Here is a 26247-nt window from a genome sequence, read left to right as displayed (position 1 = left end):
GCCTCCAGATTCTGCCGTCAACCGCTTTTTTCATATTTCTGTCATATCAGTCAAAAAGCCCCAAAAAAGCAAAGCCGGCCCAGATGGGCCGGCTTTCAGTTCGCCTTACAAACTGGGGAAGGCAAACTGCGACGCTTCATGGCTGGCCCGCTGCGGCCAGCGCTGGGTGATTGCTTTGCGGCGGGTATAGAAACGCACCCCATCCGGCCCATAGGCATGCAGGTCGCCAAACAGTGAACGCTTCCAGCCTCCAAAGCTGTGATAGGCCACCGGCACCGGCAGTGGAACGTTTACGCCAACCATGCCCACTTCAATCTCGTCACAGAACAAGCGTGCCGCTTCCCCGTCACGGGTGAAGATGCAGGTGCCATTGCCATATTCGTGATCGTTGATCAGTTGCATCGCCGCTTCCAGGCTGCTCACCCGGACCACACACAGCACAGGCCCAAAGATCTCTTCTTTATAGATCCGCATCTCAGGGGTCACACGGTCAAACAGGCTGCCGCCCAGGAAGAAACCTTCTTCATAGCCGGAAATACTCAATCCACGGCCATCAACCACCAACTCGGCACCCGCCGCTACCCCATCTTCTATATAACCACTGACCTTATCCCGCGCCTGGCCCGTGACCAAAGGCCCCATATCCAGGCCACAAGAAGTGCCCGCGCCGATCTTCAGCGACTTGACCTGCGGCACCAACTTGGCAATCAACGCGTCCGCCACCTGGTCGCCCACGCATACGGCCACCGAGATAGCCATGCAACGCTCGCCGCAGGAACCATACGCCGCCCCCATCAAGGCGCTCACTGCGTTGTCCAGATCAGCATCCGGCATCAGCACCGCGTGGTTCTTCGCTCCGCCCAGCGCTTGTACGCGCTTGCCGCGCTTGGTTGCTTCGGAATAGATGTACTCGGCAATCGGTGTCGAGCCTACAAAACTCAAGGCTTTTACTTCGGGTGCTTCGATCAGCGCGTCCACTGCGCCCTTGTCCCCGTGCACCACGCTCAGCACGCCCTTAGGCAGACCGGCTTCCTGCAGCAGTTGCGCAATCAGCAACGTCGAACTTGGATCACGCTCCGAAGGTTTCAGGATGAAACAGTTACCGCAGACGATAGCCAGCGGGTACATCCACAACGGCACCATCGCCGGGAAGTTGAACGGCGTGATACCGGCTACCACGCCCAACGGCTGGAAATCCGACCATGCATCAATGTTCGGCCCCACGTTGCGGCTGTATTCACCTTTGAGAATCTCCGGGGCCGAGCATGCGTATTCGACGTTCTCGATCCCACGCTTCAACTCACCCGCAGCGTCCTCCAGGGTCTTGCCGTGTTCTTCGCTGATCAACTGCGAGATACGTGCTTCGTTCTGCTCCAGCAATTGCTTGAAACGAAACATCACCTGAGCGCGCTTGGCTGGCGGGGTATTACGCCAAGCCGGAAACGCGGCCTTAGCCGAGTCGATCGCCTGTTGAATGGTTTCGCGACTGGCCAACGGCACCTGGTGGATCACCTTGCCGGTAGAAGGGTTGTACACGTCGGCGCTACGACCGCTGTCATTGACCAACTCACCGTTGATCAAGTGTTGGATAAGGCTCATGCAAGGCTCCTGAAAAATTTTTCTATATAGAAGGAGAAATCAGTCGATCTTGTTCAGCACTTCGCCGACCGCGTCGAACAAGCGATCCAGATCCTGCGGCTTGCTGTTGAACGTTGGCCCGAACTGCAGGGTGTCGCCGCCAAAGCGCACGTAGAAACCAGCCTTCCACAAGGCCATGCCGGCTTCGAACGGACGCACGATGGCATCACCGTCGCGTGGGGCAATCTGAATCGCGCCCGCCAGACCGTAGTTGCGGATATCGATCACGTTCTTGCTGCCCTTCAAGCCGTGCAACGCATTCTCAAAGTGCGGGGCGACTTCGGCTACGCTCTGCACCAGGTTTTCCTTCTGCAACAGATCCAATGCCGCCAGACCAGCCGCGCAGGCTACCGGGTGTGCCGAGTAGGTGTAGCCATGGGGGAATTCCACCGCGTACTCGGGCGTCGCCTGGTTCATAAAGGTTTGATAGATCTCGCTGCTGGCAATTACCGCACCCATCGGGATCGCGCCGTTGGTAACTTGCTTGGCGATGCACATCAGGTCCGGGGTCACTCCAAAACTGTCGGCACCGAACATCGAACCGGTGCGGCCAAAACCGGTGATCACTTCATCGAACACCAACAGGATGTTGTGCTGGTCACAAATTTCACGCAGACGCTTCAGATAACCCTGAGGCGGCACCAGTACGCCGGCAGAACCAGCCATCGGCTCGACAAACACAGCGGCGATGTTCGAGGCGTCGTGCAATTCGATCAGTTTGAGCAGCTCATCGGCCAGCGCGATACCGCCCTGCTCCGGCATGCCACGGGAGAACGCATTGCTCGCCAGCAAGGTATGCGGCAGATGGTCAACGTCCATCATGGCCTGACCAAAAATCTTACGGTTGCCGTTGACGCCGCCGAGGCTGGTGCCGGCGATGTTCACACCGTGATAGCCACGGGCGCGGCCGATCATCTTGGTCTTGGTCGCCTGGCCCTTCAGGCGCCAGTAGGCACGCACCATCTTCACCGCCGTATCGGCGCACTCGGAGCCGGAGTCGGTGAAAAATACGTGGTTCAGGTTGCCAGGCGTCAGGCTGGTAATCTTTTCCGCCAACTGGAAGGACAACGGATGACCGTATTGGAAGCCTGGAGAGTAATCCAGGGTGCCCAATTGCTTGGCGACCGCCTCCTGGATTTCTTTACGTGTGTGCCCCGCGCCGCAGGTCCACAAACCCGACAACGAGTCGTACACCTTACGGCCCTTGTCATCGGTCAACCAACTGCCTTCGGCGGCCACGATCAGGCGCGGGTCACGCTGAAAGTTACGGTTGGCGGTATAAGGCATCCAGTGGGCATCCAACTTAAGTTGGCTGGCCAGGGACGAAGGCGCGTTTTCGGGCATGTTCATCAGCAAAACCTCGCAGGGCAAAAGGCAGCGTCGGGATTGGAAAGCAGTGTTGCAGCTAAATTGCCACGGCGATAAAGTCGGTGAAATCCAACTTTTATAACCTTCAGTCAGGCAATCACTAAACTATGAGTAGCCGTCGCCCCGATCCCCTGGCCCAAGTCAGCGACTTCGATATCCGCCTGCTGCGCATCTTTCGCAGCGTGGTGGAATGCGGTGGCTTCTCGGCCGCCGAAACCGTGCTAGGCATCGGGCGCTCGGCCATCAGCCAGCAAATGAGTGACCTGGAGCAACGCCTCGGCTTAAGGCTTTGCCAGCGCGGCCGTGCCGGTTTTTCCCTGACGGAAGAAGGCCGTGAGGTATATCAGTCGGCGCTGCAGCTCTTAAGTGCCTTGGAAAGTTTCCGTACCGAGGTCAACGGCCTGCACCAGCATTTGCGCGGTGAGCTGATCATCGGCCTCACAGACAACCTGGTCACCCTGCCCCACATGCGTATTACCCACGCCCTGGCGCAGTTGAAAGAGCGTGGCCCGGACGTGCAGATCCAGATCCGCATGATCGCGCCCAATGAGGTCGAACAAGGCGTACTCGACGGCCGCCTGCATGTCGGCGTAGTGCCTCAGGCCAGCGCTCTTTCGGGTCTCGAATACCAACCGTTGTACAGCGAACGTTCGCTGCTCTACTGCGCCGTCGGCCATCCGCTGTTTTATGCCGACGACACGCAGCTGGACGACGCCCGTATCGACAGCCAGGACGCCATCGCCCCTACTTTCCGTCTGCCTGCCGAGATCCAGGCCCATTACCAGGCCCTCAACTGCACCGCCAGCGCATCGGACCGCGAAGGCATGGCGTTCCTGATCCTCACCGGGCGCTATATCGGTTACCTGCCCGACCACTACGCCAGCCTCTGGGTACAACAAGGCCGACTGCGTGCGTTGAAATCGGCTACACGCTTTTACGATTTAAGCCTGGCATCGGTCACGCGCAAGGGGCGTCGCCCTCATTTGGTGCTGGAAAGCTTCCTCGAAAGTCTGGCCGCAACGCGCTAACTCGGGCCTTACGTCAAAAGCTGAGCAACTGGACAGCTTTTTGCAAGAGCCCCAGGACCTTGAACCGTCCGCCTTGAGTTTGCCCGCCATGCCACCAGAATCCTCCACCACCAGCGACCTGATCTACGGCCTCAACGACCGGCCAAAACCCACCGCCGCATGCCTGGCCGCCATGCAACATGTGCTGGCCGCTTTCGTCGGCATCATCACCCCGCCGCTGATCATCGGGTCCACTCTAGGCCTGACCGCCCACCTGCCCTACCTGATCAGCATGGCGCTCATGGTCTCCGGCGTAGGAACCTTCATCCAGGCGCGCAGGCCATTTGGCATTGGCGCCGGCATGATCTGCCTGCAAGGCACCAGCTTTGCGTTTCTCGGCGCTGTGCTGTCGGCAGGTTTCCTGGTCAAGCAACGCGGCGGCAGCCCGGAGGACATCATGGCGATGATCTTCGGCGTGTGCTTTTTCGGTGCCCTGGTACAGATCGTACTGAGCCGTTTTATCGGCCAGTTGCGTCGGGTAATCACGCCGTTGGTGACCGGGATTGTCATCACGCTGATCGGCATCAGCCTGATCAAAGTGGGCATCACCGACCTGGGCGGTGGTTTCAACGCTCCTGACTTCGGCGCGCCCATCAACCTGGCCCTGGGCCTGTTCGTGGTGCTGACGATCATCCTGCTCAACCGCTCGAACACGCCATGGGTGCGCCTCTCCGCGATCATTATCGGATTGGCCCTCGGCAGCCTTGCATCCTGGTTGAGCGGTAAACTGGTCCCTCAAGCCCTGCCTGACTTGCCCTTGATCAGCCTGCCGATCCCGTTTCGCTTTGGTTTCAATTTCGATTGGAGCGCCTTCCTGCCGATCGCGCTGATTTACCTGATCAGCAGTATCGAAACCGTGGGCGACCTCACCGCCAATTGCATGATCGCCCGCCAACCCATCAGTGGCCCGTCTTATATCAACCGACTCAAGGGCGGCGTATTGGGCGATGGCGTCAGTTGCATGATCGCCGCCACTTTCAGCGCCTTTCCCAACACCACCTTTGCGCAGAACAACGGTGTTATCCAGCTCACCGGCGTGGCCAGCCGTTACGTAGGCTTATACATAGGCCTCGTGCTGTTCTGTCTCGGTTTGTTTCCGCTGATTGGTGCCGTACTGCAGCAAATCCCCAAGCCGGTATTGGGCGGTGCAACCCTGGTGATGTTCGGCAGCGTAGCCGCCGCGGGTGTACGCATCCTCGCCCAGGCGCCGCTGGACCGGCGCAGCATGCTGATCATCGCCACCTCGTTTGGCGTGGGCCTGGGCATCGCCGCGCAACCCAACCTGCTGCATTTGATGCCGGCCCTGGTGCAGAACCTGTTCGACTCGGCCATCACCAGCGGAGGGCTGACGGCGATCCTGTTGTGCCTGTTATTGCCCGAAGCCAAAGCCAGTCGCGCTGGCGCAAATCACGCTGCGGAAAGCGACACGCTGGAACCGCTTTAAGGGTTTTATTGCATCGGGACTTGTCTGAGGCTTGAGGGTGGGTTATCTGTGCACACGTCGTCTCTATCGATCAGCACGGAAACCTCCATGAGCCTCGAAGTTCCTGCCCACAGCCACCACGCCGGTAAGCCCGCCAGCCGCATTCGACAAAAGAACGAACAAGCGATTCTTCAGGCCGCTGAAGATGAGTTCGCGCGCCACGGCTACAAAGGCACCAGCATGAACACCATCGCATCGAGTGCCGGGCTGCCCAAGGCCAACTTGCATTACTACTTCACCAACAAACTGGGCCTGTACATCGCGGTGCTCAGCAACATCCTCGAACTGTGGGACAGCACCTTCAACGCGCTGACCGCCGAGGACGACCCGGCGGTGGCGCTCACTCGCTACATCCGCACCAAGATGGAGTTCTCCCGGCGTCACCCGCAAGCCTCGCGGATCTTCGCGATGGAGATCATCAGCGGCGGCGAATGCCTTACCGAGTATTTCAGCCAGGACTACCGCGCCTGGTTCAGCGGCCGGGCGGCGGTGTTCCAGGCATGGATCGAAGCGGGCAAGATGGACCCTATCGATCCTGTGCACCTGATCTTCCTGCTGTGGGGCAGCACCCAGCACTATGCCGACTTCGCGACGCAGATCTGCCGCGTCACCGGCCGCACCAAGCTGACCAAGCAGGACATGGAAGATGCCGGCACTAACCTGATCCACATCATTCTCAAAGGCTGTGGCATCAAGCCAGCCCCATAAACGAAGCGACTTATGCCTTTCACGCTCACCGGCTTTTGCGAATTTCGTGAAGAAATCCGTAAAAGCCGCTTCATCACCCTCGCCGCGCCAATCACCAGCCCGCAGGACGCCCAAAAGTTTTTCGAGCAACACAGCGACCTCAACGCCACGCACAACTGTTGGGCCTGGAAGCTGGCCGACCAGTACCGTAGTAATGATGACGGCGAACCCGGCGGCACGGCCGGGCGGCCGATCCTGGCCGCCATCGAAGCCCAAGGGTTCGATCAGGTCGCAGTGCTGGTGATTCGCTGGTACGGCGGTATCCAACTGGGCACTGGCGGCCTGGCCCGGGCCTACGGTGGCGGGGCGAACAAATGCCTGCAAAATGCCGAGCGCATCGAACTGATCAGCCGTGTGCCACTGAGCTGCGCCTGCGGGTTCTCCGAGTTGAACCTGGTGAAACTGCGCGTCGCTGAACTGGGCGGCTTGGTGGTGGACGAAAACTTCACCGCCAACGGCGTCGAATTACAACTGGCGCTGGGGGAGGCTCACATCGACACCCTGCAAACCCAACTCGCCGACCTCAGCCGTGGGCGCATCCTGCTACAGCGTTGAAACTGCCCACATCTACTGTGCACCTGCCTGTGGATAACCTGAGCACATCCGTTTGTAACCCTTCTGTCATAAGGGCTTGCGGGTACTGTTCGTTTTTTGTTCAACAACTCTTGACCCTATTTGCCCAAGCCTGGGGTAATGTTGTCAGCCGAATTCACTGAACCGCGACTCCAAAGGAAGCCTTTCATGTCTACGCCAAAAACCGCATTGATCATCGGCGCCTCGCGCGGGCTGGGCCTTGGCCTGGTCAAGCAATTGCTTCAGGACGGCTGGGACGTGACCGCCACCGTGCGTGATCCGAATAAAGCCGATGCCCTGAAAGCGGTAGGCCCGGTGCACATCGAGAAGTTGGATATGGATGATCAACAAGCCGTGATCGCCTTGAGCCAACGCCTGAAAGACCGCACCTTCGACCTGCTGTTCGTCAATGCCGGCGTCAAAGGCCCCGCCAATCAGGAACCGGGCCACGCTACGCTGGCAGAAGTCGGCCAACTGTTCTTCACCAACGCCGTGGCACCGATCAACCTGGCCCAACGCTTTGTCGGGCAGATCCGCAAGGACAGCGGCGTACTGGCGTTCATGAGTTCGGTGCTCGGCAGCGTGGCCATTCCCGACGGGTCGGACCTGGCGCTGTACAAAGCCAGCAAGGCCGCCCTCAACTCCATGACCAACAGCTTCGTCACTCAACTCGGCGATCACAGGCTCACCGTGCTATCGCTGCACCCGGGCTGGGTGAAAACCGACATGGGCGGGGAAGACGCGCACATCGATGTCGACACCAGCGTGCGTGGCCTGGTGGCACAAGTGAACGCCTACACCGGCAAAGGCGGCCATCACTTCATCGACTACAAGGGCGATACCATCGCCTGGTAAACCCGGTGGAGCGTTATCGCCCGATTGCGGTCGATAATGCTCCACGCGTAGACTGCCCCCTCGCCTTCACCGGCGACCCTGGATCAGCAGACAGGGCAACACTGAGCTGGCAAACCTGAACCCATCATTCAGAGGAGCCGGCCAATGCCTGCGACCCGTATCTGGTTAAAAAACCCACTCGCGATTTTCACTGCCAACGGCCTCGACGCCCGTGGCGGCCTGGTGCTGCAAGACAGTGTCATTACCGAAGTGCTGGCCCAAGGGCAAGAACCTGCGCAGCCCTGTGCGCAGGTATTCGATGCTCGCGAGCATGTCGTTCTTCCCGGCTTGATCAACACCCACCACCACTTCTACCAAACCCTGACCCGCGCCTGGGCGCCAGTGGTCAATCAGCCGTTGTTCCCGTGGCTGAAAACCCTCTATCCGGTCTGGGCTCGACTGACGCCGGAAAAACTCGCGCTGGCGTCCAAAGTCGCGTTGGCCGAATTGCTGCTCTCAGGCTGTACGACTGCGGCGGATCACCACTACCTGTTCCCCGATGGCCTGGAAAATGCCATCGACGTGCAAGTGCAGAGTGTGCGCGAACTGGGCATGCGCGCCATGCTTACCCGTGGTTCCATGAGCCTGGGCGAAGCCGACGGTGGGCTGCCACCGCAGCAGACCGTGCAACAAGGCCAGGTCATTCTAGAAGACAGCCAACGCCTGATCCACGCCTACCACCAACGTGGCGATGGCGCGCAGATCCAGATTGCCCTGGCACCCTGCTCGCCGTTTTCCGTCACGCCACACATCATGCAAGCCAGCGCCGAACTGGCCAATACGCTCGACGTACGCCTGCATACGCACCTGGCGGAAACCCTCGATGAGGAAGACTTCTGCCTGCAACGATTCGGCCTGCGCACCGTGGACTATCTCGACAGCGTCGGTTGGCTCGGCCCGCGTACCTGGCTGGCCCACGGTATCCACTTCAACCCGGACGAGATTGCGCGGCTGGGTGCCGCCGGCACCGGTATCTGCCATTGCCCGAGTTCGAATATGCGCCTGGCCTCGGGTATCTGTCCCACCCTCGACCTGCTCGCCGCGGGTGCGCCCATAGGCCTGGGCGTGGACGGCTCCGCGTCCAACGATGCGTCGAACATGATCCTTGAGGCACGTCAGGCCCTGTATATCCAACGCCTGCGTTACGGTGCGGAAAAAATCACCCCTGAAGGCGTGCTGGGCTGGGCCACCAAAGGTTCGGCGCAATTGCTGGGACGTACGGATATCGGTGAATTGGCGGTCGGAAAACAGGCCGACCTGGCGCTGTTCAAGCTTGATGAACTGCGCTTCTCCGGCAGCCATGACCCGATCTCGGCGCTGCTGTTGTGCGGCGCGGACCGTGCGGACCGGGTCATGATCGGCGGCCGCTGGCGAGTCATCGACGGCCAGGTCGAGGGCCTGGATCTGAAAGGCTTGATTGCCGATCACACTCAGGCGGCACGGCAGCTGATCGCCGGCTGATTACAAGCCCAGCAGCGACAACATGATAAAGGTCGCAAACAACACGAAATGGGTCATCCCTTCGATGGCGTTGGTTTCGCCATCGTTGAGGTTGATCGCGCTGACGATCAGCGTGATAAACACCATCACCGTTTGTACCGGCGTCATCGCCATCTGAAACGGCTGGCCGGTGTAGAGCGCCATGGCCTCCATCACCGGCACGGTCAAGATCACCGTCGACAATGAAGCGCCCAACGCAATGTTCACCACCGACTGCATGCGGTTGGCCAGAGCGGCGCGCAAAGCGGTGAGGATTTCGGGTGCGGCCGAAATGGCGGCGACCACAATCGCGGTAATCACCGGCGGCGCGCCCGTGCCTTCCAGCCCCAGGTCGAGGGTCTTGGACATCACCTCGGCCAGTGCGCCAATCACTATCACCCCAAACACCAATGTAGCGATGGAGAACGCCAGATTGACCGGCGGCTCCTGGTGTTCCTCCGGCTGGCTCTTACGACGCTTTTGCGGGTAGCTGTAGCTGAAGAAATAGCTGTGCGGTCCCACCTGCATGCGCAGGAACAGGGTGTAGAGCAACACCATCGCGCCGATTGTGAATGCCGAGTAAATTTTCCAGTCGGCTTCGGGGATAAACTCCGGCACCACCATCGACACACCCATGGCGGTGAGTATCATCACGCTGTAGGTGCGCGCCGAGTCGTCGTTGTAGGACTGCTCCCCATGCTTGATGCCGCCCATCAGCGCGGCAAGGCCGAGGATGCCGTTGATATCGAGCATCACCGCCGAATAGATGGTGTCGCGCACCAGCGTGGGCGACGGCTCATTACTCATCATGATCGCCAGGATCACCACTTCCACCAGCACCGCGGCGAGGGTCAGGATCATGGTGCCGTAGGGGTCACCGACCTTTTCCGCCAATTGCTCGGCATGATGAGCCACCCGCATCGAGGCCATCACGATAAACGCGATCAGGGCCAGGCCGGCGAGCAACGCCACCATCTGCCCGCTGTGGAGCATCCAGTGTTCCAATGGGTAGGCGGCGATGGCGGCTATCAGCGCCAACAGCATGAATTTTTCTTGCTTGAGGGATGTGAGCATTCCGGGCCTTATCGAACAGCTTAATCAGTCATTGATGGGGTACAGACTACGGCACGTAGCTAACGTTTCGTTACACCTTAGTTCAGGCGGCCCTTGCATGAATAAAGCAAAACTCTCCTGCTGGTCAGGTTTTGCCAAATATTTCATCCATGGCCTGTAGAATGCCGCCATTGCACCTGATGAGAATTTAGACATGTACGATTGGCTCAACGCCCTGCCCAAGGCTGAACTGCACCTGCACCTGGAAGGCTCGCTGGAGCCTGAGTTGCTGTTCGCCCTCGCCGAACGCAACAAGATTGCGCTGCCGTGGAATGACGTCGAGACCCTGCGCAAGGCTTACGCCTTCAACAACCTGCAGGAGTTCCTTGATTTGTATTACAAGGGCGCCGACGTGCTGCGCACCTCCCAGGACTTCTACGACCTGACCTGGGCCTACCTGCTGCGCTGCAAAGAACAGAACGTGATCCACACCGAACCCTTCTTCGACCCACAAACCCACACCGACCGTGGCGTACCGTTCGAAGTGGTGCTCAACGGCATCGCCGCCGCACTTAAAGATGGCGAGCAACAACTGGGTATCACCAGCGGTTTGATCTTGAGCTTCCTGCGCCACCTGAGCGAAGCCGAGGCCGAGAAGACCCTCGACCAGGCTCTGCCGTTCCGTGACGCGTTCGTGGCCGTGGGCCTGGACAGTTCGGAGATGGGGCACCCGCCGAGCAAGTTCCAGCGCGTGTTCGACCGTGCCCGCCACGAAGGCTTCCTCACCGTGGCCCACGCCGGTGAAGAAGGCCCGCCCGAGTACATCTGGGAAGCCATCGACCTGCTGAAAATCCAGCGTATCGACCATGGCGTGCGCGCCATCGAAGATGAGCGCCTGATGCAGCGCATCATCGATGAGCAGATCCCATTGACCGTGTGCCCACTGTCCAATACCAAGCTGTGCGTATTCGACGACATGGCCCAGCACAACATCCTCGACATGCTTGAGCGTGGCGTGAAGGTGACGGTGAACTCGGATGACCCGGCGTATTTCGGCGGTTATGTCACCGAGAACTTCCACGCGCTGTACACCTCGCTGGGCATGACCCAGGACCAGGCCAAACGCCTGGCGCAGAACAGCCTGGACGCACGACTGGTCAAGCCATGACTGAGTAGACGCAGATCGAAACGTGGGAGGGGCACCGCCCCTCCCACACTGACCTCATCAGTTTCAGGCCTGCGTCAACTCTTCCAGGGTCCTGCCCTTCGTCTCCATTCCGAACACCCACACCACCAGCGCCGCCACTGCAAAGCACAGCGCGCCCAAGGCAAACACCCCGCCCTGCCCGGTAATCGGGAATACCAACCCCGTCACCAACGGCCCCAGCAACGAGCCGACCCGACCAATCGCCGAGGCAAAACCCGAGCCGGTCGCCCGCGCAGACGTGGGATACAACTCCGGCGTATAGGTGTAGAGCACCGCCCACATGCCGAACAGAAAGAACTGCATCAGCAAGCCCGAGGTGATCAGCAAACCGACATTGCCGCCAAACACCGCACTCTGCCCATACAAAAACGCCATCACTCCGCCGCCGAGCAACGTCACCACGCACACCGGCTTGCGCCCCCAGCGTTCCACCAACCACGCAGCCATCAGGAACCCGGGAATGCCCCCCAGGGAAATGATCACGGTGTAATACACCGACTGGGTGACAGCAAAACCCGACTGCTGCAGCAACGCGCTCAGCCACGAAGTCAGGCCGTAAAAACCGAGCAAGGCAAAGAACCAGACGCACCAGATCATCATCGTCCGCCGGCGATACTGCACCGACCACAACTGCTGAAATGCCGAGAAGAAGGTCCCCGGCGTGCTCTCCACCCGTGGCAGGCGGATCGGCTCCGGTAAATCGACGCGGCCCAATGAGGCGCGCACTTTCTGTTCTATATTCTGCAACACCTTGTCGGCTGCCCCATGCCGCCCGGCCTGCTCCAACCAACGCGGCGACTCCGGGATAAAAAACCGAATCGCCAGCACGAACACCGCCGGCACCGCCAACACCAGGAAGATGTCACGCCAGCCAATCACCGGCAGCAGGAAGTAAGACAGCACGCCCGCCGCCACAAACCCCAGCGGCCAGAAGCCATCCATCAAGGCGATATACCGCCCACGCCCCTTGGCCGGAATCAGCTCCGAAAGCATCGACTGGGCAATTGGAAACTCCATGCCCATGCCGATCCCCAGCAAGACGCGAAACAACGTCAGCATCTCCAGCGTCTGCGCCGTGGAGCACAGGTAGCTGGCAATGCCCCATAACACGATGCTCCACTGGAACACCGGCTTACGGCCAAAGCGATCCGCCAGCATCCCCGACAACGAGGCGCCGACCACCATGCCGAAAAAGCTCGAACTGGCGAGTAACCCGGCTTGGGCGGTGCTCAGGCCGAACTCGGTTTTGATCGAGCCTAAAAGGAAGGTCATCATCGCCAGGTCCATGGAGTCGAAGAAAAACGCCAGGGCGATGATGATAAAGATGACTCGGTGGTAGCCGCTGATAGGCAACCGTTCCAGCCGTTCCGCTGCGCTATAGCCCTGCAAACCCATGCCGCACCCCCAGTGTGAAAATCCCCAGGGTCAGTGTGCGGCATCGTTTCAGCAGGTTATTGCTGGATGCGACCTGGTTGAAACCCTGAACGACGCCCGCCGGTCAGGATTGCTCGGGCGCCGCGATCAGCGTGATGTGTGCAAGCCCGACTTCATTCACCAGCAACGCCCGGCACTCGTTGATCACACTGATCCAGTTCGATTGCAGGAACAGTTGCAGCAACCCTGCGCCCAATGCGCCCCCCAGGTGGGGCTGTTGCTGGCTCCAATCAAAACAGTCGCAGACCAGTGGCGACGCCAGCGCCTGGGTAAAAATACCCAGGCTTGCCAAGCACTGCGCGCCCTTGACGGTGACCTCGGTGCGTTGCTCAAGACGCTCAATCCAACCCGCAGCCAACATGCGTTGATACAACCCCGCCGCCAGCTCCCCACCGAGATGACCCTGGCACAACCGGGCATGACGCAGCGACGGCGGCGCCACCAAAGCCGGTGGCGAAACACAGGGGCGGCTGCGGGCGGCGCTGGCCATGGTGGTACTGGCCAGCGCGTCGATGGCGGCACTGACATCGGCGGCCGCCACGCGAAACAAGCGTTTGCCACGTCGGGCCTCGGTGAGCAGCAGCCCGCTTGCGCTTAGCCGCGCCAAATGGGCGTTGGCGGATGCGGGGGATAACCCGGTAAGCACCGCCAACTCCTCTGAAGACTTCACGGAACCGTCCATCAAGGCCCAGAGCATGGCAGTACGTTTGGGCTCGGCAAGCAAGCTGGCGATCTGACTGATGCAAGGTGCTTCTTCCACGTATTCACTCCCTGTTGAATCATTTATCTGCTGCGGTTGGCGCCAAAGTATAGGTGCGCACACCACAGGCACCGCCTGGTCCGACACCGCAGGCAGGGACAGGATCTGAGTGAAATTTCCTGCTGTCGTGGAGGCTATTGCCCAGTGATCAACCGCTCCGGCCATTGCGCGGTCAATGTCGCACAACGGGAAACAAGCATTTCACGCAGCAAGTTGATCGGCTTGCTCAATTGCGCACGATGGGCGCACAGCAGGTTGAGCGGCGTGCGCTCCCCCCGCAGCTCAGGCAGGATCACACGCAAGCGACCGGCCAGCACATCCGCGCTCACGTCCAACCAGGACTTATAGGCAATACCGACCCCCGCCACGGCCCAGCGACGTACAACGTCGGCATCGTCACTGAAACGGTCGCCGGCAACCGTCAGGCTCACTTCACGCCGGCCGTCGTGAAAACTCCAGCGGTCGTGGACTCGGCTGCCGAGCATATACAACAGGCAATTATGCTGGGCCAGTTGCTCCAGGTGCCGAGGCTCGCCATGCCGGGCGAGGTAACTGGGGGCGGCACACAGCACACGAACATTGTCCGGGGCGATAGGCAGCGCAATCAGGCTCGAATCCTCCGGCTCGCCGTAACGCAAGGCAATATCGACAGGCTGGCGAAACAAATCGGCAATCCGATCGCCCAGCAACAGGCGCACAGTCAGTTGAGGGTATTCACGCTGGAATTCATCCAGCCACGGCAACAGCTGGTTCCGCCCGAAATCCGAGGGTGCCGACAATTGCAACACGCCGCTGACATGGTCCTGGCCACTGGCCAATAAGCGCCGCCCTTCGTCCAGCGAACTCAACGCGGCACGCGCGTATTCCAGGAAACCTTCACCTTCGGCGGTCAACCGCAGGCTGCGCGTGGAGCGCGCCAACAAACGCGTGCTCAGTTGCTGTTCGATGCGCTTGAGCGCAGCGCTGGCCACCGCCGGCGACAGGTCCATGACCCTCGCTGCGGCAGACAAACTACCCAGGTCCGCCGCACGCACAAACAACTGCAAATCATCAAAGCGCAGCATGGGTTTCCACTCATTATCAAAATTTCATTGAAACAGACTGCTGTTTTAGCCGCTTTTTCCTTCACGGGAAATAGCCAATCATCTGCCCACCCCGCTCACCACGCGCCAGGAGTTGAATATGTCTACTGCCTTTAACGTTATCGCCACGCTGGTCGCCAAACCCGGCCAACAGGCCACTCTGGAAACCCTGCTGCGCGGCCTGCTGGAACCGACCCGTCTCGAAGCCGGTTGCGAACAGTACGACCTGCACCAGGACCTGCAACACCCCGAAACTTTCTACATGCTCGAACGCTGGAGCGACGATGCAGCGCTGGCCGACCACGACCAAAGTGCACATATCCAGAGTTTCCGCGCCAAAGCCGCGGATGTACTTGAACACTTCGAACTCAAGCGCCTGAGATTTCTCGCCTGATTACCGTCCTTTTCCGGAGCCCCCATGAAAGCCATTGCCTACTACGCCTCACTGCCGATCAACGATCCACAGTCCCTGCAAGACATCGAGCTGCCGGAGCCCGTCGCCGGCCCGCGCGACCTGCTGGTGGAAGTCAAAGCCATCTCGGTCAACCCGGTGGACACCAAGGTGCGCCAGAACGTCGCCTCGGAACATGGCACCGCCAAAGTGCTGGGCTGGGACGTGGCCGGTGTGGTCAAGGCCGTCGGCAGCGATGTGACGCTGTTCAAGGCCGGTGACAAGGTGTTCTACGCCGGTTCGCTGGTGCGTCCGGGCGGCAACAGTGAACTGCACACGGTGGACGAACGCATCGTTGGCCATATGCCCAAGAGCCTGGGTTTCGCCGAGGCCGCCGCACTGCCGCTGACCGCCATCACCGCGTGGGAGATGTTGTTCGAGCGCCTGCAAATCCGTGAAGGCAAAGAAGACGAAGGTCAGAGCTTGCTGATCGTCGGCGCGGCCGGTGGCGTGGGTTCGATCCTGACCCAACTGGCCAGCCGGCTCACCGCGCTGAAAGTCATCGGCACCGCCTCGCGTCCCGAAACACAGGCATGGACCCAGGCACTGGGTGCCGATCTGGTGATCGACCACAGCCAGCCGCTGAGCGAAGCATTGAAGACCGCCGGCCACCCGCAGGTGACCCACGTCGCCAGCCTGACCCAGACCGACCATCACTTGGACCAACTGGTCGAAGCCCTGCAACCTCAAGGCAAGCTGGCGCTGATCGACGACCCCAAGGCTCTGGACGTAAGCAAGCTCAAACGCAAAAGCCTGTCGTTGCATTGGGAGTTCATGTACACCCGCTCAATGTTCGAGACACCCGACATGATCGAGCAGCACAACTTGCTTAATCGCGTCGCTCAACTGATTGATGCCGGAACCTTGAAAACCACGGTGGGCGAGCACTTCGGCGTGATCAACGCAGCGAACTTGCGGCGCGCTCACGCTCTGCTGGAAAGCGGCAAGGCCAAGGGCAAGATCGTGCTGGAAGGGTTCTGAATAAAGGCTGTCGGAGTCGTCCATTATTCATGTGGGTAATGGACGACACCATTAGTCCGAGAGTTGATCTTTGTCATATTTGTGCGCGCGTTCGGGTTTATATTGGCCGCCTTTGCCACGATTCTTTTACGTGAGGAAGTCAGCAATGAAGATCCTGATAAAAGCGTTAGCAAAATCCCCAGGCAATAAATGGCAAGTTCGCCTCGACGGCGACGCCTTTACCTTCCGCAGTGAGGCTGAAGCCCGCGCTTTCGCCGAGACTCTGCAAGCCCGCATCCGGGCGCCTCACCGCTTTCCATCAAGCCAGCAGCGCGCCACCGCCGGCTGAATCGTCCGTCAGACCTGTGCCTGCACGGCCCTTGCCCGTTGCAGGCGCTGGGTCGACACCGCCACCGTCACCGCCAATACACCGCATAGGCTGATGACCATCGCCATCGGCATGGCCGTGCCGTCGTGCAACACGCCTACCAATGAGGCGGCGCCTGCCGCCACACCAAACTGAATGCAACCGAGCAACGCGGACGCACTGCCGGCCCGCGCACCTTGCCCGGCCATGGCGCAGGCCGAGGTATTGGGCAAAATGCAGCCAAGGCTCGCGATGCAGATAAACAGTGGCACCAGCAATGGCCATAGGGCGTCGGTGCGTAACGCAGCAATACCGAGCAAGGTCAACGCTGCCAGCACGTAGACCCACACCGTGCGCGACAGCAGGAACGCCGGGCCGCGCTTGGACAGCAGCCGTGCATTGAGTTGCGCCACCAGAATGAAGCCCGCCGCATTGGAGCCGAACAGCCAGCCGTAATGCTCCGGGGCAACGCCATAAAGCTTGATGAACACGAACGGTGAACCGGCAATGTAGGCAAACATCCCGGCAATCGAGATACCGCCAGTGAGGGCGTAGCCGAGGTAGACCCGATCCGACAGCAACGCACCGTAGCGGCGCAGCGAGCCGGACAGCGGCTGACGCGGCTTGTCGGCCGGGAAGGTTTCCGGCAAGCCGACGGCGACCGCAATGGCCGCCATCACACTGAACACCGACAGCGCCAGAAAGATCGACTGCCAACCCCAAAGACCGACCATCACCCCGCCCGCCAACGGCGCGAGGATCGGCGCCAGGCCGGTCACCAGCATCAGTTGCGAATACACCTTGGCCGACCCCACGGCATCACATTTGTCGCTGACCACTGCACGGGAAATCACCATGCCCGCACACCCACCGAGGGCCTGTACGAAACGCGCACCGATCAGCCATTCCAGCGAAGGCGCATAGGCACATGCAAACGAGGCCAGGGTAAACAGGGTCACACCACTGAGCAGCGGGCCACGTCGACCAAATCGGTCCGCCAGCGGGCCGTAGATCAATTGGCCGATGGCCAGGCCGCCGAAATACACCGCCAGCGTCAGTTGGATGTGCTTCTCGTCGGTCGCGAAGGCCATGGCCATGGCCGGAAAGCCCGGCAGGTAGAAATCGATCGCCAACGGCGCGAAGGCGCTCAAGGCGCCCAGAATCAGGATTATGCGAAGGTTCATCAGACACCCAAGTGAGTCGGCAGCTCGACAGTCTAGCCGCGCTTGGGTGCCATGAACATTACGTTAGCTCGCTAACTATCAGAAAGTTCAAGCAAGCCTGGCGCTATAGCCTTCTTCGCTGATCAGGCTGATCACCTGTTCGGCAGACAGACGGCTTTCAACACCCACTTCCTTCGCCGCCAGGTCGACCTTCACACTCGCCGCCGGGTCCTGGCTTTGCACCGCCTGGGTCACGGCCCGGACGCAATGGCCGCAGGTCATTCCTTCAACACTGAATACTTGCATGACATGACTCCTTGAATGAGGTTGGACCCAGTCTCGACCTTGCCACGATGGCAAGGTCAAGTTCTGAAAACTTCTGCCGGGCTGGCATTCGGCGGCTTCAAAGGCCAAGCTTCACCCATCGTTGATTCCAACCACGGAGCATCCGCCATGCGCTGGTCGTTTTTTGCCCTTGCCGGCCTGATGAGCTTATCTGTCGGCACGCCACAAGCCTTCGCCGCTGAAGACTATGCGGTGCTGATCATTTCCCGGGAGCGCCTGGAAGTACCGACCAATTGTGAAATCGGCCTGTACCTGAATGACCAACTGGCGGGCCGACTGTTCCAGGAACAGGCCACCTCGTTCAACCTGCCGGCGGGCAACCTGTCGCTGCGCCTGAAGTTGCTGCCGGGCCAATCCCCGGGTTGCCTGCCGGGCATGCTGGCGCCGCCGGCGCAGAACATCACGCTGAAGGCCGGAGACGTGCGCAAGCTGCGTATCGCCCAGGGCCCGGACGGCATGTACCTGAAACCTGCCGCGCTGGAATACTGATCGGCCCTTGACCTTACCCACAGGTCAAGGTTGATCCTAGGGGCAACTTCTTCTGGAGGACTGCCCCATGAATGGACCCACCACCTTTGACCTGCCCATCAGTGGCATGACCTGTGCCAGCTGTGCCGGGCGCGTCGAACGCGCGCTGGGCAAGGTGCCGGGCGTGCAACGCGTCAGCGTCAACCTGGCCAATGAACGCGCGCATGTCGAAGTACTGGGCCAGATGGACCCCGATGTGTTGATCGCCGCCGTCGACAAGGCCGGCTACACCGCCACCCTGCCCCAAAGCGAAACCGCCACCGACGCACGCCAAGCCCTGCGCCTGCATCACGAGCGCTGGTCATTGCTGCTGGCCATCCTGTTGGCGCTGCCGCTGGTGGTGCCGATGCTGGTGGAACCTTTCGGCCTGTATTGGATGCTGCCCGCCTGGGTGCAGTTCGCCTTGGCCACCCCCGTGCAGTTCATCTTTGGCGCACGCTTTTATATCGCCGCCTGGAAAGCCGTACGCGCCGGCGCCGGGAATATGGACCTGCTGGTGGCTATCGGCACCAGCGCCGGTTACGGCCTGAGCCTCTATGAATGGCTCACTGCCGCCACCGGCAGCATGCCGCACCTGTACTTCGAAGCCTCGGCAGTGGTGATCGCCCTGGTACTGCTCGGCAAATACCTAGAAAGCCGCGCCAAGCGCCAGACCGCCAGCGCCATCCGCGCCCTCGAAGCCTTGCGCCCGGAACGCGCGATCCGGGTGCTCGATGGCCGTGAAGAAGAGATTGCAATCAACGCGTTGAAGCTTGGCGACCTGGTGCTGGTCAAACCCGGCGAACGCTTCCCCGTGGACGGCGAAGTGGTGGAGGGCCGCAGCCATGCCGACGAAGCGTTGATCAGCGGCGAAAGCCTGCCTGTGCCGAAACAGCCGGGCGACAAGGTCACCGGCGGCGCCATCAACGGCGAAGGCCGTTTGCTGGTAAGCACCCAGGCCCTGGGCGCGGAAAGCGTACTGGCGCGAATCATCCGCCTGGTGGAGGAGGCCCAGGCAGCCAAGGCGCCGATCCAGAAATTGGTGGATAAGGTCAGCCAGGTGTTCGTGCCTGCCGTGCTGGTACTGGCGGTGATCACATTGATGGGCTGGTGGTTCTACGGCGCGTCCCTGGAGACGGCGATCATCAATGCCGTTGCCGTCCTGGTGATCGCCTGCCCCTGTGCCCTGGGCCTGGCTACACCGACGGCGATCATGGCCGGTACCGGCGTCGCCGCGCGCCATGGCATCTTGATCAAGGATGCCGAAGCCCTGGAGCGTGCCCATGAAGTGAGCGCCGTGGTATTCGACAAAACCGGCACCCTCACTTGCGGCGCACCGAAAATCGCCCACATGGCAGCGGTGGAGGGTAATGCAACCGTGCTGCTGCAACAGGCGGGCGCCTTGCAACGCGGCAGCGAACACCCACTGGCCAAGGCCGTGCTGGACGCTTGCGACGAACAAGGACTGAACGTGGCTGATGTGAGTGCCAGCCAATCCCTGACCGGCCGCGGCATCGCCGGCACGCTGGACGGCCGGCAACTGGCCCTGGGCAACCGCCGTCTGCTGGAAGAAGGCGGTTTGAGCGCCGGTGAGCTGGCCGAATCCGCTAAAGCCTGGGAAGCCGAAGGCCGCACCCTGTCCTGGCTGATCGAGCAAGGCGCCCGACCTCGCGTGCTCGGGCTGTTCGCCTTCGGTGACACGCTCAAGCCCGGCGCGCTGGAAGCGGTGGAGCAACTCAAGGCACAGCACATCAGCAGCCACTTGCTCACCGGCGATAATCGCGGCAGCGCCCATGTGGTAGCGCAAGCGCTGGGCATCGAGGATGTGCATGCCGAAGTGCTGCCGGCGGACAAAGCCGCCAGGGTCGCCGAGCTGAAAAAAACCGGCGTGGTGGCCATGGTCGGCGACGGTATCAACGACGCCCCGGCCCTGGCCGCCGCCGATATCGGCATCGCCATGGGCGGCGGTACCGACGTGGCCATGCACGCCGCCGGTATCACCCTGATGCGCGGCGACCCGCGCCTGGTGCCCGCCGCGCTGGAGATCAGCCGCAAGACCTACGCGAAAATCCGCCAGAACCTGTTCTGGGCGTTTGTGTATAACTTGATTGGCATTCCCCTGGCGGCATTCGGCCTGCTCAACCCGGTACTGGCGGGCGCGGCGATGGCCTTGTCCAGCGTCAGTGTGGTGAGCAATGCATTACTGTTGAAGACTTGGAAACCCAAGGACCTGGAGGATCAACGCCCATGAATATCGGCCAAGCCGCTCGCCAAAGCGGGCTGAGCGCGAAGATGATTCGCTACTACGAATCCATCGGCCTGCTCAAAGCCGCGCACCGCACCGACAGCGGCTACCGTGTGTATGGTCCAGATGACCTGCACACGCTGGCGTTCATCAAGCGCTCGCGGGATCTGGGGTTTTCATTGGAAGAGGTCGGCAAGCTGCTGACCCTGTGGCAGGACCGGCAACGGGCCAGCGCCGATGTGAAGGCCTTGGCGCGCCAGCATATCGATGAGCTGAACCAGAAGATTCTGGAGCTTGGGCAATTGCGCGATACGTTGCAGGACCTGGTGGAACACTGCCAGGGCGATCATCGGCCGGACTGTCCGATTCTCAAGGAGTTGGCCTCGGGCAGTTGCTGCGCCTGATGCTCTGACTCAGTACACACAAAGCCAAATGTGGGAGAGGGTTGGCTGCCGATAACGGTAGTTCAGCCAAGCTTGTGCTGGCTGACACGGCTCTATCGGCAGCAGGCCCCCTCCCACACCTGTCAGATTTCCATGTCTGTGGAAATCACTGCATCCAAGGCGGCGGTGGTTCCTCTGCCGTCTTGTTTGCGGGTGCATCATCCGCCGCGCGAATCGCCTGGCGACGCTCTTCATCCAGCCGCGCCGCTTCGATCTCGCGCATCACCCCCCCCACATCCGCCAGTTCTTCCGGCTCGTCGAACTCGCCCGTCAAGATGCTGCCCGGGTGCAGCGTACCGGCTTCGTACAACGCCCACATTTCCTTGGCGTACTTGGTTTTTTTCAACTCCGGGGCAAAGCGCCCGAAGTAGGCCGCCATGTTGCCCACATCCCGCTCCAGCATGCTGAATGCGTGGTTGTTGCCCGCCGCATCCACCGCCTGGGGCAGGTCGATGATCACCGGGCCGGTCGGGGTGAGCAGCACGTTGAACTCGGACAGGTCACCGTGCACCAGGCCGGTACACAGCATCAGCACGATCTGGGAGATCAGGAAGGCGTGGTATTCGCGCGCCTGGTCCGGCTCCAGTACCACGTCGTTCAGACGCGGTGCCGCATCGCCGTATTCGTCGGCCACCAGTTCCATCAACAGCACGCCTTCGAGGAAGTCGAACGGCTGCGGTACCCGAACGCCGGCACCCGCCAGGCGGAACAACGCCGCCACTTCGGCATTCTGCCAGGCATCTTCGGTTTCTTTCTTACCGAACTTGGAGCCCTTGGCCATGGCCCGGGCCTGACGGCTGTTACGGACCTTACGGCCTTCCTGGTATTCGGACGCCTGACGAAAACTTCGTTTATTCGCCTCCTTGTAAACCTTGGCGCAACGTAATTCGTTACCGCAGCGCACCACATAAACAGCTGCTTCTTTACCACTCATGAGTGGGCGCAGCACTTCGTCGACCAGACCGTCTTCGATCAGGGGTTCAATGCGTTTAGGAGTCTTCATCAGCTTTTATTGTGGGTCCTGTATTACCAAACACGCGTGTGGCAATCGTTATACGGCAATCGGCTCGCCGGTGGGAGGGGCTACCGACCGTTGATCACTTAAGAATGCATCCAATATGCCAGTTTCAACGCTCAATGATCGCTGTAACCCCCTGCCCACCTGCTGCACAGATGGAAATCAGGCCACGCCCCTTGCCCGCCGCACTCAGCAATTTGGCCAGGTTGGCGACGATACGCCCGCCCGTGGCAGCGAACGGGTGCCCGGCGGCCAGCGAACTGCCTTTGACGTTGAGCCGGCTGCGGTCGATGGAACCCAACGGCGCATCCAGCCCCAGGCGTGTCTTGCAGTAGTCCGCATCTTCCCAGGCTTTAAGTGTGCACAACACCTGGGCAGCAAAGGCTTCGTGGATTTCGTAGTAATCGAAGTCTTGCAGGGTCAGGCCATTTCTCGCCAACAGACGCGGCACCGCATACACCGGCGCCATCAGCAGGCCTTCAGCCCCGTTGACGAAATCCACCGCCGCCGCTTCACCATCGCGCAAGTACGCCAAAATCGGCAAGCCACGCTCCTTGGCCCAGGCCTCGCTTCCCAGCAATACCAACGACGCGCCGTCCGTGAGCGGCGTGGAGTTGCCGGCAGTAAGCGTGCCTTTGTCGCTGCGCTCGAACACCGGCTTGAGGCTGGCGAGTTTTTCCAGGGTCAGGTCCGGGCGCAGGTTGTTGTCGCGGGTCAGGCCCAAAAATGGTGTCAGTAGATCGTTGTGCCAGCCTTCAGCGTAGGACGCGGCCATTTTCTGGTGGCTCTCCAGTGCAAGCTGGTCCTGCTCGGCACGGGGAATCTGCCAGGTTTGCGCCATCAGTTCACAGTGCTGCCCCATGGACAAACCGGTGCGCGGTTCACCATTGCGCGGCAACTCGGGCTTGAGGTGATGGGGGCGAAGTTGTAACAAGAGTTTCAATTTATCCGCTATGGACCGGCTGCGGTTGGCTTGCAGCAAAAGCATGCGCAGCCCTTCATTCACGCCGATTGGCGCGTCAGAAGTGGTGTCCACACCGCCGGCAATCCCGCACTCGATCTGGCCCAGGGCAATCTTGTTGGCCACCAGCAGCGCCGCCTCAAGCCCTGTACCGCAGGCCTGTTGAATATCGTAAGCCGGGGTTTGCCGCGACAGGCGCGAGCCCAGCACGCACTCGCGGGTGAGGTTGAAATCGCGGGAATGTTTGAGCACCGCACCGGCCACCACCTCACCAATACGCAGGCCGTGCAGGTCGTAGCGTTCGATCAGGCCCTCGAGGGCAGCGGTCAGCATGGCCTGATTGCTCGCCGTGGCATACGGGCCATTGGAGCGGGCGAAGGGAATGCGATTACCGCCAATGATCGCTACACGGCGCAATTGAGTCATGGAAAGCTCCCTGATGGTTGTGGGTGGAATCTTCAAGCCTAGCCTAGGCTCAATCGAACGACCGTTACCCATTGATGGTCCACCGTTTGAACCCCAGCACTCGGAGAGCGTTCCATGTCTGACCGTTATATCGACTTCGCCAACTCAAGCCTCGGCCATCGCCTGGTCGCCGCCATTGGCCTGCCGTCGCCGGTACGCCTGGAACGCTGGCCGGCCGGACGCCTGCGGCCGGTGGAAGGTGCCCTGCTGCTCGGCGGCGGCCCGCTGGCGGCCAAGGTGCAGGTATTCGCCCACAAACTCACCGATGCCATTTACAGCTACGGCACCGAGACGGCGACGTGGATTCCTGGCCACGGCCCCAAGCTCAAGGCTGTGGTGTTCGACGCCAGTGCCTTGCAACACACCGACCAGCTCCAGCAATTGCGCGAGTTCTTCCAACCGTTGTTGAAAAGCCTGGATAACAGCGCGCACCTGGTGATCCTCGGCCGCGCGCCGGAGAGCCTCAGCGACCCATTCGCCGCCAGCGCACAACGCGCCCTGGAAGGTTTCAGCCGCTCCTTGGCCAAGGAACTGCGCAACGGCGGCGTGTTGCAACTGCTGTATGTCGGCGACGGTGCCGAGGACCAATTGGAAGGTGCGCTGCGGTTTTTCCTCTCGCCTAAGAGCGCCTATATCTCCGGTCAGGTCATCCGCCTGCAAGCTTGCGCCACTGCGGTCGAGGATTGGACTCGCCCCCTGGCCGGGCGCAAGGCCCTCGTCACGGGTGCCGCCCGAGGCATTGGCGCGTCCATCGCTGAAACCCTCGCCCGTGACGGTGCAGAGGTGATACTGCTGGACGTACCCCAGGCCAAGGCGGATCTCGAAGCCCTCGCCGCACGCCTCGGGGCACGTACCGTGGTGCTGGATATCTGCGCTGAAGACGCCGCCACGCAACTGATCGAACAGGTGCCCGACGGCCTCGATATCCTGGTACACAATGCCGGTATCACCCGCGACAAAACCCTGGCGAACATGACCCCGGAATATTGGGACGCGGTACTGGCGGTCAACCTCAAGGCCCCCCAAGTGCTGACCAAGGCTCTGCTCGACAGCGGTACCCTGCATGACAACGCGCGAGTGGTGCTATTGGCATCCATCAGTGGCATTGCCGGCAACCGTGGGCAAACCAACTATGCCGCAAGCAAGGCCGGCTTGATCGGACTGGCCCAGGCGTGGGCGCCGTTGTTGAGGGAACGCGGTATCAGCATCAACGCAGTGGCGCCCGGCTTTATTGAAACCCAGATGACCGCGCACATCCCCTTCGCCCTGCGTGAAGCCGGGCGCCGCATGAGTTCGCTGGGCCAGGGCGGGCTGCCTCAGGACGTGGCTGAGGCCGTGGCCTGGCTCAGCCAATCCGGCTCTGGTGCGGTCAGCGGCCAGGCACTGCGCGTGTGCGGGCAAAGCCTGCTGGGAGCCTGAGCATGGAATGGCAGACACTCGGCAGCACCCTGTTTCTGCCGCCGCTGTACTGGCGCGCGGCACTCAAACGCAAGATCACCGGCAATGCATTGCCCGATAAAGGCCTGCGCTGCCACATTCGCGTAAATCCCGCGCACGTCGCGGCCTATCGCAAGGTCTGCGGGTTTGCGGACAGCTCGATACTGCCAGGTACTTATCCCCATATCCTGGCGTTCGGTTTACAGATGCAATTACTCACCGACAGGCATTTTCCCTTTCCGCTGCTGGGGCTGGTTCACCTGAATAACCGAATCCGTATCCATCGCCCATTGGGAGGCGTGAGCAACGTGCTGGTTGGGGTGTACGCACACAACCTGCAGCCCCATGCCAAGGGTGCAACCTTTGATATCGTGACCACGGTCGAGGACTCACTGGGGCTGTTGTGGGAAGCCGATAGCCGTATGCTTTGTCGCGGCGTAAAGCTAGTGGGCGAAGCCCAGGAAGAACACTTCTCGGTATCCGGCAACGTCAGCGAAGCGGCCCGCTGGAAAGCGCCCGCCGATATTGGCCGCCAGTACGCGCGGGTATCCGGTGATTACAATCCGATCCACCTGAGCGCCTTGACGGCCAAGCTCTTCGGTTTTCCCCAGGCTATCGCTCACGGGCTGTGGAATACCGCCCGAACGCTGGCCGCGTTGCATGAGCATTTACCCGCCGCCAATGTAGAGATAGACGTCGAATTCAAAAAGCCCGTGCGCCTGCCCAGTGAAGTAGTACTGCTCAGCACCGCCGCGGGTTCCAGCGGCGAGTTGCAGTTGAACGGTGCTGCCGACATTCAACATATGTTCGGCAAGTGGCGGCCTATTGCGTAAGTTACAGCCGTTAATTGTATATATACACCCTTAGTTGTAGCGGATGCCCCGGCGTCCGCTTTTTTTATTCAAGCCATTGATTAATATTAAATATATTTCTTAATCAGCCCTCCACCTACACCCTTGGTATTAGTCAATAAGCCAACTAAGAAGCCTGTTTATATAAATCGTTAATACCAAGTTGAGCGTTGCGAGAAAGAGTACTCGGGTCTGTGATAACCCCACGGACAAACGTATGGCAATCCCTAGAAATTGCCAACGTTTGAA

25 protein-coding genes are annotated in these 26247 nt (G+C 60.6%); 15 read left to right on the top strand and 10 right to left on the bottom strand.

The window, feature by feature from the left end; all coding sequences use genetic code 11:
- Window positions 1-105: 105 nt before the first annotated feature.
- Together M5B97_RS19105 and M5B97_RS19100 are read right to left on the bottom strand one after the other, a co-directional pair.
- The gene (locus M5B97_RS19105) at window positions 106-1599 is read right to left on the bottom strand and encodes a CoA-acylating methylmalonate-semialdehyde dehydrogenase (RefSeq protein WP_248732331.1); all 1494 of its coding nucleotides are present in this window, start codon (window positions 1597-1599) and stop codon (window positions 106-108) included.
- A gap of 39 nt (window positions 1600-1638) precedes the next feature.
- On the bottom strand, window positions 1639-2988 hold the full coding sequence (locus tag M5B97_RS19100) for an aspartate aminotransferase family protein (RefSeq protein ID WP_123714336.1): 1350 nt from the start codon (window positions 2986-2988) through the stop codon (window positions 1639-1641).
- A gap of 125 nt (window positions 2989-3113) precedes the next feature.
- On the opposite strand from M5B97_RS19100, the gene M5B97_RS19095 reads away from it, so the two are divergent.
- The 6 genes from M5B97_RS19095 (at window position 3114) to M5B97_RS19070 (ending at window position 9231) form a co-directional block, all read left to right on the top strand.
- Complete coding sequence (locus tag M5B97_RS19095) at window positions 3114-4034, top strand: LysR family transcriptional regulator (protein ID WP_248732330.1); 921 nt, start codon at window positions 3114-3116, stop codon at window positions 4032-4034.
- An 88-nt stretch (window positions 4035-4122) separates the two neighbouring features.
- Window positions 4123-5517, top strand: coding sequence for a nucleobase:cation symporter-2 family protein (locus tag M5B97_RS19090; RefSeq protein ID WP_248732329.1), 1395 nt, complete (start codon window positions 4123-4125; stop codon window positions 5515-5517).
- Window positions 5518-5604: 87 nt separating this feature from the next.
- Window positions 5605-6264, top strand: a complete 660-nt coding sequence (locus M5B97_RS19085) for a TetR/AcrR family transcriptional regulator (RefSeq protein ID WP_123714333.1) — start codon at window positions 5605-5607, stop codon at window positions 6262-6264.
- 12 nt (window positions 6265-6276) lie between these two features.
- On the top strand, window positions 6277-6858 hold the full coding sequence (locus tag M5B97_RS19080) for a YigZ family protein (protein ID WP_248732328.1): 582 nt from the start codon (window positions 6277-6279) through the stop codon (window positions 6856-6858).
- A gap of 186 nt (window positions 6859-7044) precedes the next feature.
- Window positions 7045-7731, top strand: a complete 687-nt coding sequence (locus M5B97_RS19075) for an SDR family oxidoreductase (RefSeq protein WP_123714331.1) — start codon at window positions 7045-7047, stop codon at window positions 7729-7731.
- A 144-nt stretch (window positions 7732-7875) separates the two neighbouring features.
- Complete coding sequence (locus M5B97_RS19070; RefSeq protein ID WP_248732327.1) at window positions 7876-9231, top strand: 8-oxoguanine deaminase; 1356 nt, start codon at window positions 7876-7878, stop codon at window positions 9229-9231.
- On the opposite strand, the gene M5B97_RS19065 is transcribed toward M5B97_RS19070, so the two are convergent.
- On the bottom strand, window positions 9232-10323 hold the full coding sequence (locus M5B97_RS19065) for a calcium:proton antiporter (RefSeq protein WP_248732326.1): 1092 nt from the start codon (window positions 10321-10323) through the stop codon (window positions 9232-9234).
- A gap of 193 nt (window positions 10324-10516) precedes the next feature.
- Between M5B97_RS19065 and M5B97_RS19060 the strand changes: the two genes are divergently transcribed.
- The gene (locus tag M5B97_RS19060; RefSeq protein ID WP_017134717.1) at window positions 10517-11470 is read left to right on the top strand and encodes an adenosine deaminase; all 954 of its coding nucleotides are present in this window, start codon (window positions 10517-10519) and stop codon (window positions 11468-11470) included.
- Between the two features lie 63 nt (window positions 11471-11533).
- On the opposite strand, the gene M5B97_RS19055 is transcribed toward M5B97_RS19060, so the two are convergent.
- The 3 genes from M5B97_RS19055 to M5B97_RS19045 all read right to left on the bottom strand — a co-directional run bounded on the left by M5B97_RS19055 (window position 11534) and on the right by M5B97_RS19045 (window position 14767).
- A complete protein-coding gene (locus M5B97_RS19055) occupies window positions 11534-12904 on the bottom strand; it encodes an MFS transporter (protein WP_248732325.1) in 1371 nt (456 codons plus the stop codon).
- A gap of 103 nt (window positions 12905-13007) precedes the next feature.
- Complete coding sequence (locus tag M5B97_RS19050) at window positions 13008-13703, bottom strand: helix-turn-helix transcriptional regulator (RefSeq protein WP_248732324.1); 696 nt, start codon at window positions 13701-13703, stop codon at window positions 13008-13010.
- Between the two features lie 134 nt (window positions 13704-13837).
- A complete protein-coding gene (locus tag M5B97_RS19045; RefSeq protein ID WP_123714326.1) occupies window positions 13838-14767 on the bottom strand; it encodes a LysR family transcriptional regulator in 930 nt (309 codons plus the stop codon).
- Window positions 14768-14885: 118 nt separating this feature from the next.
- On the opposite strand from M5B97_RS19045, the gene M5B97_RS19040 reads away from it, so the two are divergent.
- From M5B97_RS19040 to M5B97_RS19030, 3 genes are all read left to right on the top strand, one after another.
- Complete coding sequence (locus tag M5B97_RS19040; protein WP_248732323.1) at window positions 14886-15179, top strand: putative quinol monooxygenase; 294 nt, start codon at window positions 14886-14888, stop codon at window positions 15177-15179.
- A gap of 24 nt (window positions 15180-15203) precedes the next feature.
- Window positions 15204-16217 (top strand): zinc-binding alcohol dehydrogenase family protein, encoded by a 1014-nt coding sequence (locus M5B97_RS19035; RefSeq protein ID WP_248732322.1) that lies wholly within the window; start codon window positions 15204-15206, stop codon window positions 16215-16217.
- A gap of 145 nt (window positions 16218-16362) precedes the next feature.
- Window positions 16363-16545, top strand: a complete 183-nt coding sequence (locus M5B97_RS19030; RefSeq protein WP_123714323.1) for a hypothetical protein — start codon at window positions 16363-16365, stop codon at window positions 16543-16545.
- An 8-nt stretch (window positions 16546-16553) separates the two neighbouring features.
- On the opposite strand, the gene M5B97_RS19025 is transcribed toward M5B97_RS19030, so the two are convergent.
- Window positions 16554-17747: a multidrug effflux MFS transporter gene (locus tag M5B97_RS19025; RefSeq protein WP_134660926.1), complete on the bottom strand. Its 1194-nt coding sequence runs from the start codon at window positions 17745-17747 to the stop codon at window positions 16554-16556.
- A gap of 87 nt (window positions 17748-17834) precedes the next feature.
- Window positions 17835-18032 carry a cation transporter gene (locus tag M5B97_RS19020; protein WP_060755732.1) on the bottom strand — a complete coding sequence of 66 codons (198 nt, stop codon included), beginning with the start codon at window positions 18030-18032 and terminating at the stop codon, window positions 17835-17837.
- Between the two features lie 147 nt (window positions 18033-18179).
- On the opposite strand from M5B97_RS19020, the gene M5B97_RS19015 reads away from it, so the two are divergent.
- From M5B97_RS19015 to cueR, 3 genes are all read left to right on the top strand, one after another.
- The gene (locus tag M5B97_RS19015) at window positions 18180-18560 is read left to right on the top strand and encodes a hypothetical protein (RefSeq protein WP_123714321.1); all 381 of its coding nucleotides are present in this window, start codon (window positions 18180-18182) and stop codon (window positions 18558-18560) included.
- A 67-nt stretch (window positions 18561-18627) separates the two neighbouring features.
- On the top strand, window positions 18628-20829 hold the full coding sequence (locus M5B97_RS19010; protein WP_248732321.1) for a heavy metal translocating P-type ATPase: 2202 nt from the start codon (window positions 18628-18630) through the stop codon (window positions 20827-20829).
- Complete coding sequence (cueR, locus tag M5B97_RS19005; protein ID WP_248732320.1) at window positions 20826-21227, top strand: Cu(I)-responsive transcriptional regulator; 402 nt, start codon at window positions 20826-20828, stop codon at window positions 21225-21227. The genes M5B97_RS19010 and cueR overlap by 4 nt, the downstream gene beginning before the upstream one ends.
- Window positions 21228-21372: 145 nt before the next feature.
- On the opposite strand, the gene M5B97_RS19000 is transcribed toward cueR, so the two are convergent.
- Window positions 21373-22269, bottom strand: a complete 897-nt coding sequence (locus tag M5B97_RS19000; RefSeq protein WP_123714318.1) for a PA4780 family RIO1-like protein kinase — start codon at window positions 22267-22269, stop codon at window positions 21373-21375.
- Between the two features lie 124 nt (window positions 22270-22393).
- Window positions 22394-23671 carry an acetyl-CoA C-acetyltransferase gene (locus M5B97_RS18995; protein WP_248732319.1) on the bottom strand — a complete coding sequence of 426 codons (1278 nt, stop codon included), beginning with the start codon at window positions 23669-23671 and terminating at the stop codon, window positions 22394-22396.
- Between the two features lie 114 nt (window positions 23672-23785).
- On the opposite strand from M5B97_RS18995, the gene M5B97_RS18990 reads away from it, so the two are divergent.
- Window positions 23786-25129: a 3-oxoacyl-ACP reductase gene (locus tag M5B97_RS18990; protein WP_248732318.1), complete on the top strand. Its 1344-nt coding sequence runs from the start codon at window positions 23786-23788 to the stop codon at window positions 25127-25129.
- Between the two features lie 2 nt (window positions 25130-25131).
- Window positions 25132-25980, top strand: a complete 849-nt coding sequence (locus tag M5B97_RS18985) for a MaoC/PaaZ C-terminal domain-containing protein (RefSeq protein WP_248732317.1) — start codon at window positions 25132-25134, stop codon at window positions 25978-25980.
- Window positions 25981-26247: the final 267 nt, after the last annotated feature.

The sequence above is a fragment of the Pseudomonas sp. MWU13-2517 genome (assembly GCF_023242545.1).
GTDB lineage: Bacteria > Pseudomonadota > Gammaproteobacteria > Pseudomonadales > Pseudomonadaceae > Aquipseudomonas.
Note: the sequence above shows the minus strand (reverse complement) of the source record. Positions and strands in the feature narration are given on the sequence as shown.

Excerpts from the sequence above, each read along its gene's own strand:
- M5B97_RS19045 (WP_123714326.1), bottom strand. The coding sequence starts at position 14,767 with ATGCTGCGCTTTGATGATTTGCAGTTGTTTGTGCGTGCGGCGGACCTG.
- M5B97_RS19030 (WP_123714323.1), top strand. The coding sequence starts at position 16,363 with ATGAAGATCCTGATAAAAGCGTTAGCAAAATCCCCAGGCAATAAATGG.
- M5B97_RS18985 (WP_248732317.1), top strand. The coding sequence starts at position 25,132 with ATGGAATGGCAGACACTCGGCAGCACCCTGTTTCTGCCGCCGCTGTAC.
- M5B97_RS19010 (WP_248732321.1), top strand. The coding sequence starts at position 18,628 with ATGAATGGACCCACCACCTTTGACCTGCCCATCAGTGGCATGACCTGT.
- M5B97_RS19070 (WP_248732327.1), top strand. The coding sequence starts at position 7,876 with ATGCCTGCGACCCGTATCTGGTTAAAAAACCCACTCGCGATTTTCACT.
- M5B97_RS19035 (WP_248732322.1), top strand. The coding sequence starts at position 15,204 with ATGAAAGCCATTGCCTACTACGCCTCACTGCCGATCAACGATCCACAG.
- M5B97_RS19015 (WP_123714321.1), top strand. The coding sequence starts at position 18,180 with ATGCGCTGGTCGTTTTTTGCCCTTGCCGGCCTGATGAGCTTATCTGTC.
- M5B97_RS19055 (WP_248732325.1), bottom strand. The coding sequence starts at position 12,904 with ATGGGTTTGCAGGGCTATAGCGCAGCGGAACGGCTGGAACGGTTGCCT.
- M5B97_RS19060 (WP_017134717.1), top strand. The coding sequence starts at position 10,517 with ATGTACGATTGGCTCAACGCCCTGCCCAAGGCTGAACTGCACCTGCAC.
- M5B97_RS19020 (WP_060755732.1), bottom strand. The coding sequence starts at position 18,032 with ATGCAAGTATTCAGTGTTGAAGGAATGACCTGCGGCCATTGCGTCCGG.
- M5B97_RS19090 (WP_248732329.1), top strand. The coding sequence starts at position 4,123 with ATGCCACCAGAATCCTCCACCACCAGCGACCTGATCTACGGCCTCAAC.
- M5B97_RS18990 (WP_248732318.1), top strand. The coding sequence starts at position 23,786 with ATGTCTGACCGTTATATCGACTTCGCCAACTCAAGCCTCGGCCATCGC.
- M5B97_RS19065 (WP_248732326.1), bottom strand. The coding sequence starts at position 10,323 with ATGCTCACATCCCTCAAGCAAGAAAAATTCATGCTGTTGGCGCTGATA.
- M5B97_RS19085 (WP_123714333.1), top strand. The coding sequence starts at position 5,605 with ATGAGCCTCGAAGTTCCTGCCCACAGCCACCACGCCGGTAAGCCCGCC.
- M5B97_RS19105 (WP_248732331.1), bottom strand. The coding sequence starts at position 1,599 with ATGAGCCTTATCCAACACTTGATCAACGGTGAGTTGGTCAATGACAGC.
- M5B97_RS19100 (WP_123714336.1), bottom strand. The coding sequence starts at position 2,988 with ATGAACATGCCCGAAAACGCGCCTTCGTCCCTGGCCAGCCAACTTAAG.
- M5B97_RS19025 (WP_134660926.1), bottom strand. The coding sequence starts at position 17,747 with ATGAACCTTCGCATAATCCTGATTCTGGGCGCCTTGAGCGCCTTCGCG.
- cueR (WP_248732320.1), top strand. The coding sequence starts at position 20,826 with ATGAATATCGGCCAAGCCGCTCGCCAAAGCGGGCTGAGCGCGAAGATG.
- M5B97_RS19075 (WP_123714331.1), top strand. The coding sequence starts at position 7,045 with ATGTCTACGCCAAAAACCGCATTGATCATCGGCGCCTCGCGCGGGCTG.
- M5B97_RS19080 (WP_248732328.1), top strand. The coding sequence starts at position 6,277 with ATGCCTTTCACGCTCACCGGCTTTTGCGAATTTCGTGAAGAAATCCGT.
- M5B97_RS19000 (WP_123714318.1), bottom strand. The coding sequence starts at position 22,269 with ATGAAGACTCCTAAACGCATTGAACCCCTGATCGAAGACGGTCTGGTC.
- M5B97_RS19095 (WP_248732330.1), top strand. The coding sequence starts at position 3,114 with ATGAGTAGCCGTCGCCCCGATCCCCTGGCCCAAGTCAGCGACTTCGAT.
- M5B97_RS18995 (WP_248732319.1), bottom strand. The coding sequence starts at position 23,671 with ATGACTCAATTGCGCCGTGTAGCGATCATTGGCGGTAATCGCATTCCC.
- M5B97_RS19040 (WP_248732323.1), top strand. The coding sequence starts at position 14,886 with ATGTCTACTGCCTTTAACGTTATCGCCACGCTGGTCGCCAAACCCGGC.